The organism is Micromonospora sp. WMMD967 (genome assembly GCF_029626165.1).
Classification (GTDB): domain Bacteria; phylum Actinomycetota; class Actinomycetes; order Mycobacteriales; family Micromonosporaceae; genus Micromonospora; species Micromonospora taraxaci.
Genome location: NZ_JARUBK010000001.1, coordinates 323,021 through 334,262, shown reverse-complemented (window position 1 = coordinate 334,262; position 11,242 = coordinate 323,021). Strand labels below are relative to the sequence as shown.

Annotated in this window: 14 protein-coding genes; all 14 read left to right on the top strand. The window is 68.7% G+C overall.

What is annotated here, in order from left to right:
- Window positions 1-74: 74 nt before the first annotated feature.
- The 14 genes from O7631_RS01605 to rpsC all read left to right on the top strand — a co-directional run bounded on the left by O7631_RS01605 (window position 75) and on the right by rpsC (window position 11,240).
- Window positions 75-443 carry a hypothetical protein gene (locus O7631_RS01605; RefSeq protein ID WP_278142690.1) on the top strand — a complete coding sequence of 123 codons (369 nt, stop codon included), beginning with the start codon at window positions 75-77 and terminating at the stop codon, window positions 441-443.
- 633 nt (window positions 444-1,076) lie between these two features.
- Window positions 1,077-1,511, top strand: coding sequence for a phage holin family protein (locus O7631_RS01600; protein ID WP_278142688.1), 435 nt, complete (start codon window positions 1,077-1,079; stop codon window positions 1,509-1,511).
- Window positions 1,512-2,016: 505 nt separating this feature from the next.
- Window positions 2,017-2,391: a 30S ribosomal protein S12 gene (rpsL, locus tag O7631_RS01595; protein WP_007465318.1), complete on the top strand. Its 375-nt coding sequence runs from the start codon at window positions 2,017-2,019 to the stop codon at window positions 2,389-2,391.
- A 1-nt stretch (window position 2,392) separates the two neighbouring features.
- The gene (gene rpsG, locus O7631_RS01590) at window positions 2,393-2,863 is read left to right on the top strand and encodes a 30S ribosomal protein S7 (RefSeq protein WP_007465317.1); all 471 of its coding nucleotides are present in this window, start codon (window positions 2,393-2,395) and stop codon (window positions 2,861-2,863) included.
- Between the two features lie 76 nt (window positions 2,864-2,939).
- Entirely contained in the window at window positions 2,940-5,036 is a 2,097-nt protein-coding gene (gene fusA, locus O7631_RS01585) for an elongation factor G (protein ID WP_269682302.1), read from the top strand.
- Window positions 5,037-5,248: 212 nt separating this feature from the next.
- The gene (gene tuf / locus O7631_RS01580; RefSeq protein ID WP_145778897.1) at window positions 5,249-6,442 is read left to right on the top strand and encodes an elongation factor Tu; all 1,194 of its coding nucleotides are present in this window, start codon (window positions 5,249-5,251) and stop codon (window positions 6,440-6,442) included.
- A 350-nt stretch (window positions 6,443-6,792) separates the two neighbouring features.
- Window positions 6,793-7,101 (top strand): 30S ribosomal protein S10, encoded by a 309-nt coding sequence (gene rpsJ, locus O7631_RS01575; RefSeq protein ID WP_007073037.1) that lies wholly within the window; start codon window positions 6,793-6,795, stop codon window positions 7,099-7,101.
- Window positions 7,102-7,112: 11 nt separating this feature from the next.
- On the top strand, window positions 7,113-7,778 hold the full coding sequence (gene rplC, locus O7631_RS01570) for a 50S ribosomal protein L3 (RefSeq protein ID WP_278142686.1): 666 nt from the start codon (window positions 7,113-7,115) through the stop codon (window positions 7,776-7,778).
- A complete protein-coding gene (gene rplD / locus O7631_RS01565) occupies window positions 7,775-8,425 on the top strand; it encodes a 50S ribosomal protein L4 (RefSeq protein ID WP_088987575.1) in 651 nt (216 codons plus the stop codon). The genes rplC and rplD overlap by 4 nt, the downstream gene beginning before the upstream one ends.
- Window positions 8,422-8,724 carry a 50S ribosomal protein L23 gene (gene rplW / locus O7631_RS01560; RefSeq protein ID WP_007465304.1) on the top strand — a complete coding sequence of 101 codons (303 nt, stop codon included), beginning with the start codon at window positions 8,422-8,424 and terminating at the stop codon, window positions 8,722-8,724. The genes rplD and rplW overlap by 4 nt, the downstream gene beginning before the upstream one ends.
- A 12-nt stretch (window positions 8,725-8,736) precedes the next feature.
- Entirely contained in the window at window positions 8,737-9,576 is an 840-nt protein-coding gene (rplB, locus tag O7631_RS01555; RefSeq protein ID WP_088987576.1) for a 50S ribosomal protein L2, read from the top strand.
- A 12-nt stretch (window positions 9,577-9,588) separates the two neighbouring features.
- A complete protein-coding gene (gene rpsS, locus O7631_RS01550; protein WP_007465299.1) occupies window positions 9,589-9,870 on the top strand; it encodes a 30S ribosomal protein S19 in 282 nt (93 codons plus the stop codon).
- A gap of 42 nt (window positions 9,871-9,912) precedes the next feature.
- Entirely contained in the window at window positions 9,913-10,371 is a 459-nt protein-coding gene (rplV, locus tag O7631_RS01545; protein ID WP_088987577.1) for a 50S ribosomal protein L22, read from the top strand.
- Window positions 10,371-11,240 carry a 30S ribosomal protein S3 gene (gene rpsC / locus O7631_RS01540; protein ID WP_145778898.1) on the top strand — a complete coding sequence of 290 codons (870 nt, stop codon included), beginning with the start codon at window positions 10,371-10,373 and terminating at the stop codon, window positions 11,238-11,240. Before rplV ends, rpsC begins: the two co-directional genes overlap by 1 nt.
- The last annotated feature ends 2 nt before the right edge of the window (window positions 11,241-11,242 follow it).

The window sequence follows — 11,242 nt, the reverse complement described above, 5'->3', positions numbered from 1 at the left end:
CCCCCGGCGTCCGCCGGGGGCCTCGTCGCGTCCGGACCCACCCACCCCGGCTGCGAGTTGGGCATGATGGGGGGATGACGACCGCACCCGGGCAGGTGCCCGTCGCGCAGCAGGACCCGCGTCACCCGCTGGACCCGGATCCGGCCCGTGCCACGAAGGCACGGGCGGTCTTCGCACTGGGGCTGCTCGGCATGCTGACCGGGCTCTTCATCGGCGGGGTGGTGCCGGCGACGGTCGCGCTGCAACTGGCGCGACAGGCGCGCCGTGAGGCGTACACCTCGGGGGGTTTCCTGACCGGCGGCGCCTGGCTGCGCCGGGGGGAGCGGATGGCCTGGACGGGCCTGGTCCTGGTCGCGGCCACCGTGGTGATCGCGGTCGTGATCGGTGTGGTCCGGTTGGCCGGTGGGCCGTTCGGCCACGACTACCCGACGAACATGGACTGAGCGCGCCGGTGGCCGCGCCCCGGCGACGGTGCCCTCGGCGGTAGCCTGGCCGGTGTCCACCGTGCGGCGGTGGTGCCCTTTCGACAGGAGGACCTCGTGACGGAACCGGCGCGGCCCCCTGCGGACGAACCGGCCGGCCCTCCGGACGCGCAGACCCCGCCCGAGCCGACCTCTCCTGTGCCGGCGTCGCCCGAGCCGACCCCTCCCGCATCGGCGTCGCCCGCGCCCGCTTCGGTCGCGCCAGCTTCGCCCGCGCCTGCTCCGGTCGCGCCGGCTTCGTCCGCGCCGGCTTCGTCCGCGCCGGCCTCGGCCCCGCCGAGTGGCTGGGAGCGACCGGGTCCGGGCGGCCCACCGCACCCCCCGGTCTCCGCGCCGGGATGGGGTGCGCCGCACCCCGGCTGGGGCCCGACCGCGCCGACCGGCTTTCACCAGCCGTACCCGGTCTCCGGTGCGCCGACCCACGCACCCCACGGGTGGGGTCCGCCGTCGTCTGGGCCGGGTGTGCCGCCGGGATGGGGTCCGCCGTCGTCCGGGCCCGGTGTGCCGCCCGGTTGGGGTCCGCCGCCGTCCGGGCCCGGTGTGCCCCAGGGGTGGGGTCCGCCGTCGCCGGGTCACGCACCCGGGTGGGGCGGCGTGGCCGGGTCTCCGCCGCCGCCGACCGACGACCAGCGCCGACCGCCGAAGCGGGTCGAGACGGTTCCGGGTACGCCGTTCGGTGTCGTGCACCTGGACGTGGCGCCGGTCACATCCGGGCTGGCCATCGGGGCGCTGGTGGCCGGAATCGCGTCGGCACTGGTTTCGCTGCTGGTCATCTGCTTCGGGGTGACGTTCGTGGACGAGGGTGGGGCCTGGGCTTCCGGGGCGTTCGCGGTGCTCGGGGTGCTGACGGGTGTGGCAGCCGTGGTCATCGGGCTGCTCGGTCAGCGGCAGATCCGCCGGCCGGTAGCGCCTCCGGCCGTCCGCTTCACCGGTCGTGGTCTGGCGGTGGCCGGGATCAGCTGCGGTGTGGCGGGAGCGGTGCTCAGCCTCCTGGGCCTGGGCCTGGCGTTGCTCCTCGCTCTGGCCTGAGGCACTCCCGTCCGTTTCGGTGCCGTCCTCGCATCGGTGGTGCTTTCCGGTGCCGGCCCGGGGCCGACGGGTGGTCCTGCGGGGAAGCCGGTACACTTGTGCTCGCAGGTGCCCATCGCGGGCGACGAGGCAGGACGAGATCCGGCCGGCGGATGTGAGACAGTCGCCGGGCCATTCCGTTTTGACCTGGGCGGTTGTGGTAGGTACTCTTTCCCCTTGTGCCCGGGCTTGCCCGGGCAACTCGTGCGTGCGCTGTTTCCGGAGTCCGGGCGGCGGCACGACAAGGCCAGAGATCCGGGGCGGGGCAACCCGCGTACCGGTGACAAACTCCGGTTCGCACGCGAGAGCGTCGCAACGGAGCCGTGACGAGGGCGACACGCCCGACCGCGGGTGCCGGGGTCTCCGCAAGGCGACCCTGGTCGGAATGTAGGAGAGCCGGTCATCAGACCGGCTAACGAGCAGACGGCGCGGCCGCGGATGCGGCCGAAGGGAGCGGAGAAACCCGGTGCCCACGATCCAGCAGCTGGTCCGAAAGGGCCGCCAGGCGAAGACGACCAAGACCAAGACCCCGGCGCTGAAGGGTTCTCCTCAGCGGCGCGGCGTGTGCACCCGCGTGTACACCACCACCCCGAAGAAGCCGAACTCGGCGCTGCGCAAGGTCGCTCGCGTGAAGCTCAGCAGCCAGATCGAGGTGACCGCCTACATCCCGGGCGTCGGTCACAACCTGCAGGAGCACTCGATCGTGCTCGTCCGCGGTGGCCGGGTGAAGGACCTCCCCGGCGTGCGTTACAAGATCGTTCGCGGCTCGCTGGACACCCAGGGTGTCCGCAACCGCAAGCAGGCGCGCAGCCGTTACGGCGCGAAGAAGGAGAAGAGCTGACATGCCGCGTAAGGGACCCGCTCCGCGGCGGCCGCTGGTCGCTGACCCGGTGTACAACTCGCCGCTGGTCACCCAGCTGGTGAACAAGATTCTGCTCCGCGGCAAGCGTCAGCTCGCCGAGTCCATCGTGTACGCGGCCCTCGAGGGCTGCCGCGAAAAGTCCGGCACCGACCCGGTCGTCACCCTGAAGCGGGCGATGGACAACGTCAAGCCGACCCTCGAGGTGCGCAGCCGTCGTGTCGGTGGCGCCACCTACCAGGTTCCGGTCGAGGTCCGCCCGACCCGGGCGACCACCCTGGGCCTGCGCTGGCTGGTCACCTACTCCCGCGCCCGGCGCGAGAAGACCATGGTCGAGCGGCTGATGAACGAGCTGTTGGACGCGAGCAACGGCCTCGGTGCCGCCGTCAAGCGGCGCGAGGACACGCACAAGATGGCCGAGTCGAACAAGGCCTTCGCGCACTACCGCTGGTAACACCCTGGTTCCGGCGCCCCCACGGGCGCCGGAACCGCCACCAGTTGAGTCGAGACGACGATAAGTAGGGATTGAAGTGGCCGCCGCAGACGCGCTCGCCAACGTACGCAACATCGGCATCATGGCGCACATCGATGCCGGTAAGACCACGACCACCGAGCGAATCCTGTTCTACACCGGTATCACGTACAAGATCGGTGAGGTCCACGAGGGCGCTGCCGTCATGGACTGGATGGAGCAGGAGCAGGAGCGTGGTATCACCATCACCTCCGCTGCTACCAAGTGTGAGTGGAAGGGCCACACGATCCAGATCATCGACACGCCCGGCCACGTCGACTTCACGGTTGAGGTCGAGCGGTCGCTGCGGGTCCTGGATGGTGCGGTCGCGGTCTACGACGGTGTCGCCGGCGTGGAGCCGCAGACGGAGAACGTCTGGCGGCAGGCCGACAAGTACAACGTCCCGCGTATGTGCTTCGTCAACAAGCTCGACCGGACCGGTGCCGACTTCTTCCGCTGCGTGCAGATGATGGTCGACCGGCTGAACGCCACCCCGCTGGTGCTCCAGATCCCGATCGGGCTCGAGGGCGACCACATCGGTGTCGTCGACCTGATCGGCATGCGCGCCCTCACCTGGCGCGGGGAGACCCAGAAGGGTGAGGACTACGCGGTCGAGGAGATCCCGGCCGAGCTGGCCGACTCCGCAGCCGAGTGGCGCGAGAAGCTGATGGAGACCCTCGCCGACGTCGACGACGCGGTGATGGAGAAGTACCTGGAGGGCGACGAGGTCTCCGTCGAGGAGATCAAGGCCGCCATCCGGCGTGCCACCATCGCCGGCAAGGCCAACCCGGTGCTGTGCGGCTCGGCGTTCAAGAACAAGGGCGTTCAGCCCATGCTCGACGCCGTCGTCGACTTCCTGCCGTCGCCGCTGGACGTCCCCGCGATCGAGGGTACGGCCACCGACGGTGAGACCCCGCTGCTGCGGAAGCCGTCGAACTCGGAGCCGTTCTCCGGTCTGGCCTTCAAGATCCAGACGGACAAGCACCTCGGCAAGCTCACCTACGTGCGGGTCTACTCCGGCACGCTCGATTCCGGTTCGCAGGTGGTCAACTCCACCAAGGACCGCAAGGAGCGGATCGGCAAGATCTACCAGATGCACGCCAACAAGCGGGAAGAGCGTCCGTCGGCGCAGGCCGGTGACATCATCGCCGTGCAGGGTCTCAAGCAGACCACCACCGGCGACACGCTCTCCGACCCGGCGAACCCGGTGATCCTGGAGTCGATGACCTTCCCGGAGCCGGTCATCTCGGTGGCGATCGAGCCGAAGACCAAGTCCGACCAGGAGAAGCTGGGCACCGCGATCCAGCGCCTGGCCGAGGAGGACCCGACCTTCCGCGTCCAGCTGGACGAGGAGACCGGTCAGACGGTCATCTCCGGCATGGGTGAGCTGCACCTGGACATCCTGGTCGACCGGATGCGCCGCGAGTTCAACGTCGAGGCCAACGTCGGCAAGCCGCAGGTGGCGTACCGCGAGACCATCCGCCGCAAGGTGGAGAAGGTCGAGTACACGCACAAGAAGCAGACCGGTGGTTCCGGCCAGTACGCCCGCGTCATCGTGAGCGTCGAGCCGCTGCCGCTGGACAACGACTCGCCGACCTACGAGTTCGCCAACGCCGTCAGCGGCGGCCGCATCCCCCGGGAGTTCATCCCCTCGGTGGACGCCGGTGCCCAGGACGCCATGCAGTACGGCATCCTGGCGGGCTTCCCGCTGGTCGGTGTGAAGCTGACGCTGCTGGACGGCCAGTACCACGAGGTCGACTCGTCGGAAATGGCATTCAAGATCGCCGGCTCGATGGTGATGAAGGACGCGGCCCGCAAGGCCGATCCGGCACTGCTCGAGCCGATGATGGCCGTTGAAGTCACCACTCCTGAGGAGAACATGGGTGACGTCATCGGTGACCTCAACTCCCGCCGCGGCATCATCCAGGCGATGGAGGAGCGCAGCGGCGCCCGCATCGTCCGGGCTCTGGTGCCGTTGTCGGAGATGTTCGGCTACGTCGGCGACCTGCGGTCGAAGACCCAGGGCCGGGCTAGCTACAGCATGCAGTTCGACTCCTACGCCGAGGTTCCGCAGAGCGTCGCGAAGGAGATCATCGCCAAGGCAACGGGCGAGTAACGCCCCGAGCAGGTGATTCGTGGTTGGTCGCGGGAGGTTTCACCCGCCCGCGGCCACCACGATCGGATCGCGTGAGACCGGGCCTGTAGGCTTCATCGCCGCAGAACCCACAAAGGCTCTCCGGCCGTCTGGCCGGAAAGGCTGTCGACAGAGTCCTAAGCGCCGACCGGCGCGCCGGGCGTACGAACCAAGAAGTCCACAGGAGGACACCAGTGGCGAAGGCTAAGTTCGAGCGGACTAAGCCGCACGTCAACATCGGCACCATTGGTCACATCGACCACGGTAAGACGACGCTGACGGCGGCCATCACCAAGGTCCTGCACGACCAGTACCCGGACCTGAACCCCTACACGCCGTTCGACGAGATCGACAAGGCGCCGGAGGAGAAGGCCCGCGGCATCACGATCTCGATCGCGCACGTCGAGTACCAGACCGAGGCGCGGCACTACGCGCACGTTGACTGCCCCGGTCACGCGGACTACATCAAGAACATGATCACCGGTGCCGCGCAGATGGACGGCGCGATCCTGGTGGTCGCGGCGACCGACGGCCCGATGCCGCAGACCCGCGAGCACGTGCTGCTTGCCCGTCAGGTGGGTGTGCCGTACATCGTCGTGGCGCTCAACAAGAGCGACATGGTCGACGACGAGGAGCTCCTGGAGCTCGTCGAGCTCGAGGTCCGCGAGCTGCTCTCCTCGCAGGAGTACCCGGGTGACGACCTGCCGGTCGTCCAGGTCTCCGCGCTGAAGGCGCTCGAGGGTGACCCGGTCTGGACCGCGAAGCTCCTCGAGCTGATGAGCGCGGTCGACACCGCGATCCCGCAGCCGGAGCGCGAGACCGAGAAGCCGTTCCTCATGCCCGTCGAGGACGTGTTCACGATCACCGGTCGTGGCACCGTCGTCACCGGTCGTGTCGAGCGCGGCGTGCTGCTCCCGAACGAGGACGTCGAGGTTGTCGGCATCCGCGAGAAGGGCTTCAAGACCAAGGTCACCGCGATCGAGATGTTCCGGAAGACCCTGGACGACGCCCGCGCAGGTGAGAACGTCGGCCTGCTGCTGCGTGGTACCAAGCGCGAGGACGTCGAGCGCGGCATGGTCGTCGTGAAGCCGGGCACCACCACTCCGCACACGGAGTTCGAGGCGACGGTCTACATCCTCTCCAAGGAGGAGGGTGGCCGCCACACCCCGTTCTTCCAGAACTACCGTCCGCAGTTCTACTTCCGGACCACGGACGTCACCGGTGTCGTCACCCTCCCCGAGGGCACCGAGATGGTCATGCCGGGTGACAACACCACCATGTCGGTGAAGCTGATCCAGCCCATCGCCATGGAGGAGAACCTCAAGTTCGCGATCCGCGAGGGTGGCCGCACCGTCGGCGCCGGGTTCGTCACCAAGATCGTCAAGTGAACTAGGTAACCCCGATTAGACCCGCCGCCGGTCGTGCGGCATACTAGTCAGGTTGCGTAACGACAGTTCGTCGCCTGTGTTCGGCTTTCGCTGAACCTCCGGGTGGCGAGACAGTCGAGCGTAGGGTGGTTGGCGGCCCAGTCGCCAACCACCCTCGCACGGCGTTCAGGTCGCGGTAATGCGATCGGCGCCTTGACCCACCGCGCGGTCAGCACCACTCCGGAACCTAGGGGCGGAGCTCGGCCCGAGGGCGCGACACGCCCGACCGCGGGGGTCGGCGAAGTGGACCTGTACCAGCCGGTACAGGCGCCCGCAACACAGCGGCATCGAGAGAAGGAACAGAAGCCACCATGGCGGGACAGAAGATCCGCATCCGGCTCAAGGCCTATGACCACGAGGTCGTCGACTCCTCGGCTCGGAAGATCGTCGAGACGGTGACGCGCACCGGGGCGCAGGTCGCGGGCCCGGTGCCGCTGCCCACGGAGATCAACCGTTTCTGCGTTATCCGCTCGCCGCACAAGTACAAGGACTCGCGCGAGCACTTCGAGATGCGCACGCACAAGCGGCTGATCGACATCATCGACCCGACCCCGAAGACGGTCGACTCGCTCATGCGCCTCGACCTGCCGGCTGGCGTCGACATCGAGATCAAGCTGTAGGGACCGGACAAATGGACAGGCAAGTCAAGGGGATCCTGGGCGCCAAGCTCGGCATGACCCAGGTCTGGGACAACAACCGCGTTGTTCCCGTGACCGTGGTCGAGGCCGGCCCGTGCGTCATCAGCCAGGTTCGTAGCGCCGAGAAGGACGGTTACTCCGCGGTCCAGCTGGCCTACGGCACCATCGACCCGCGCAAGGTCAAGAAGCCGGTCAGCGGGCACTACGCCAAGGCGGACGTGGCGCCGCGCCGGCACATCGTCGAGCTGCGCACCACGGACGCCGCGGAATACTCGCTCGGCCAGGAGGTCACGGTCGAGGAGTTCCCGGCCGGCGTCGTCATCGACGTCACGGGCAAGACCAAGGGCAAGGGCTACGCGGGTCCGATGAAGCGGCACGGCTTCCACGGTCTGGGTGCCGGCCACGGTGTCGAGCGCAAGCACCGCTCGCCCGGTTCCATCGGCGCCTGCGCCACGCCGGGTCGTGTCTTCAAGGGCACCCGGATGGCCGGCCGGATGGGTGGCGTGCGGTACACCGTGCAGAACCTCACCGTCCAGGCGGTCGACACCGAGAACAACCTGCTGCTCGTCCGGGGTGCCATCCCCGGTCCGAAGGGCGCGCTCGTTCTGGTCCGTACCGCGGCGAAGAGCAAGGTGAAGAAGGGCGGTGCGGCCAAGTGACCACCGTTGACGTGCGCACCGTCGAAGGCACCACCAGCAGCTCGGTCGAGCTGCCGGCGGACATCTTCGACGTGCAGGCCAACGTCGCGCTGATGCACCAGGTCGTGGTGGCCCAGCTCGCGGCGGCCCGACAGGGCACGCACAAGGCCAAGACCCGCGGCGAGGTCGCCGGTGGCGGCAAGAAGCCGTACAAGCAGAAGGGCACCGGTCGCGCCCGCCAGGGCTCGATCCGCGCGCCGCAGTTCGCCGGTGGTGGCGTCGTGCACGGTCCCGTGCCGCGTGACTACAGCCAGCGGACCCCGAAGAAGATGAAGGCCGCCGCTCTGCGGGGCGCCCTCTCCGACCGGGCGCGCGCCGGGCAGGTGCACGTCGTCGAGGCGTTCGTCTCCGGCGAGAAGCCGTCGACCAAGGCCGCTCTCGCCACGCTGGCGAAGCTCACCGAGGCCCGTCGGGTCCTGGTCGTGCTGAGCAGCACCGACGAGCTGAACTGGGTGTCGCTGCGCAACGAGCCGCGGGTGCACCTGATCGAGTCCGGCCAGCTGAACACGTACGACGTGCTCGTGGCCGACGACGTGGTCTTCACCAAGGACGCCCTGGACGAGTTCCTGGGCGTGCCCGCCGAGACCACCGAGGAGGGTGGCAAGTGAGCACGATCGCCGACCCGCGCGACATCATCGTGGCGCCGGTCGTCTCGGAGAAGAGCTACAGCGAGCTGAACCGGAACTGGTACACCTTCCTGGTGCACCCGGACGCGAACAAGACCGAGATCAAGATCGCTATCCAGCAGATCTTCAACGTCCGCGTCCTGACGGTCAACACGCTCAACCGCCAGGGTAAGCGCAAGCGCACCAAGACCGGCTTCGGTCAGCGCAAGGCGACCAAGCGGGCGATCGTGAAGCTGGCTGACGGTGACCGCATCGAGGCCTTCGGCGGCCCGGTCAGCTGAGGGGTGTAGACAATGGCTATCCGTAAGTACAAGCCGACGACGCCGGGCCGACGTGGCTCGAGTGTCGCTGACTTCGCCGAGATCACCCGGTCCACGCCGGAGAAGTCGCTGCTGGCTCCGCTGCCGAAGAAGGGCGGGCGTAACGCCCACGGCCGGATCACCACGCGGCACCACGGCGGCGGTCACAAGCGTCAGTACCGTCTGATCGACTTCAAGCGGGTCGACAAGGACGGCGTGCCGGCGAAGGTCGCTCACATCGAGTACGACCCGAACCGCACGGCGCGCATCGCGCTGCTGCACTACGCCGACGGCGAGAAGCGGTACATCATCGCGCCGAAGGACCTGAAGCAGGGCGACCGCGTCGAGTCCGGTCCGGGCGCCGACATCAAGCCCGGCAACAACCTGCCGCTGCGCAACATCCCGGTCGGTACCACGATCCACAACGTGGAGCTGCGCCCGGGTGGCGGTGCCAAGCTGGCCCGTTCCGCCGGCGTCGGCATCCAGCTGCTCGGCCGTGAGGGCGCGTACGCGACCCTGCGTATGCCGTCCGGCGAGATCCGGCGTGTGGACGTGCGCTGCCGCGCCAGCGTCGGCGAGATCGGCAACGCCGATCAGTCGAACATCAACTGGGGCAAGGCCGGCCGTATGCGGTGGAAGGGCAAGCGCCCGACCGTCCGTGGTGTCGCCATGAACCCGGTCGACCACCCGCACGGTGGTGGTGAGGGTAAGACCTCCGGTGGTCGCCACCCGGTCAACCCGCAGGGTAAGCCCGAGGGCCGCACCCGCCGTAAGGGCCAGCCGAGTGACCGGCTGATCGTCCGCCGTCGCTACGCCACGCGTAAGCGCGGCTGAGGGAGATAAGACATGCCTCGCAGCCTGAAGAAGGGCCCGTTCGTCGACGACCACCTGCTCAAGAAGGTGGAAGTCCAGAACGACAAGGGCTCGAAGAACGTGATCAAGACCTGGTCGCGGCGCTCGACGATCATCCCCGAGATGCTGGGGCACACGATCGCCGTGCACGACGGACGCAAGCACGTCCCGGTGTTCGTGACCGAGGCGATGGTCGGGCACAAGCTCGGCGAGTTCGCGCTGACCCGCACGTTCAAGGGTCACGAGAAGGACGACCGGAAGAGCCGTCGGCGCTGACGCCGCCAGGCATACGGATAGAGGGAACAAGGGGTTACAGCGATGCCAGGAAAGGGCGACGCTCCGGTGCTTCCGGGCGCGCGGGCGGTTGCGCGGCACGTGCGCATCTCGCCGATGAAGGCGCGCCGGGTGGTCAACCTCGTCCGCGGCCTGCCCGCGAAGGAGGCGCTCACGGTGCTGCAGTTCGCGCCGCAGGCTGCGAGCGAGCAGGTTTACAAGGTGCTCGCTAGCGCGATCGCCAACGCGGAGAACAACGAGCGGCTGGACCCCGACGCGCTGCTCGTCAGCGAGGCCTTCGTGGACGAGGGTCCGACGATGAAGCGGTTCCAGCCGCGGGCCCAGGGTCGGGCCTACCGCATCCGCAAGCGCACGTGCCACATCACCGTGGCGGTCGAAGCGGTCGCGCCGGCAACGCCGAGGAAGGCCGCGGCCAAGAAGGCCGCCCCGGCCACGGAGGCCGCACCGGCCGAAGCGCAGAGCAAGACGGAGGACGCCGAGTAATGGGTCAGAAGGTTCACCCCACTGGGTTCCGGCTCGGCATCTCGACCGACTGGAAGTCCCGCTGGTTCGCGGACAAGCTCTACAAGGACTACATCGGCGAGGATGTCAAGATCCGCCGCATGATGTCCAAGGGCCTCGAGCGTGCCGGGATCTCCAAGGTCGACATCGAGCGCACCCGCGACCGGGTTCGGGTCGACATCCACACCGCCCGGCCGGGCATCGTCATCGGCCGTAAGGGTGCGGAGGCCGACCGGATCCGCGGCGAGCTGGAGAAGCTCACCGGCAAGCAGGTTCAGCTGAACATCATCGAGGTGAAGAACCCCGAGTCGGACGCTCAGCTGGTCGCGCAGGGCGTGGCCGAGCAGCTGTCCAGCCGGGTCAGCTTCCGTCGGGCGATGCGCAAGGCCATGCAGTCGGCGATGAAGAACCCGGTCTGCAAGGGCATCCGGGTTCAGGTCTCGGGTCGCCTCGGCGGCGCCGAGATGAGCCGGACCGAGTTCTACCGTGAGGGCCGGGTTCCGCTGCACACGCTGCGGGCCAACATCGAGTACGGCTTCTTCGAGGCCCGTACCACGTTCGGTCGGATCGGTGTGAAGGTCTGGATCTACAAGGGCGACGCCGTTCCGGGCCGGGAGGCTCCGGCCGAGGCCGGTCCGTCCCGCCCGCGTCGTGGTGAGCGCGGCGACCGTCCCGAGCGTCCGCGCCGTGGCCGGTCGGGTTCGTCCGGCACCACGGCTGGTGGCACCGAGGCCGGCCGGGCTGCTGCGACCACCATCGCGCAGCAGGCCGAGACGCCGAGTGGCGAGCCGGTCGACAGCTCCGCTGTCGCCGCCGCGGCTGCTCCGGCAGAAACGCAGCAGGAGGGCTGACA

What these genes read in the sequence shown, in the direction of transcription:
- O7631_RS01605 (WP_278142690.1), top strand. Translation starts at nt 75, where the DNA reads ATGACGACCGCACCCGGGCAGGTGCCCGTCGCGCAGCAGGACCCGCGT.
- rpsG (WP_007465317.1), top strand. Translation starts at nt 2,393, where the DNA reads ATGCCGCGTAAGGGACCCGCTCCGCGGCGGCCGCTGGTCGCTGACCCG.
- rpsJ (WP_007073037.1), top strand. Translation starts at nt 6,793, where the DNA reads ATGGCGGGACAGAAGATCCGCATCCGGCTCAAGGCCTATGACCACGAG.
- rplC (WP_278142686.1), top strand. Translation starts at nt 7,113, where the DNA reads ATGGACAGGCAAGTCAAGGGGATCCTGGGCGCCAAGCTCGGCATGACC.
- rplB (WP_088987576.1), top strand. Translation starts at nt 8,737, where the DNA reads ATGGCTATCCGTAAGTACAAGCCGACGACGCCGGGCCGACGTGGCTCG.
- rpsS (WP_007465299.1), top strand. Translation starts at nt 9,589, where the DNA reads ATGCCTCGCAGCCTGAAGAAGGGCCCGTTCGTCGACGACCACCTGCTC.
- rplV (WP_088987577.1), top strand. Translation starts at nt 9,913, where the DNA reads ATGCCAGGAAAGGGCGACGCTCCGGTGCTTCCGGGCGCGCGGGCGGTT.
- rpsC (WP_145778898.1), top strand. Translation starts at nt 10,371, where the DNA reads ATGGGTCAGAAGGTTCACCCCACTGGGTTCCGGCTCGGCATCTCGACC.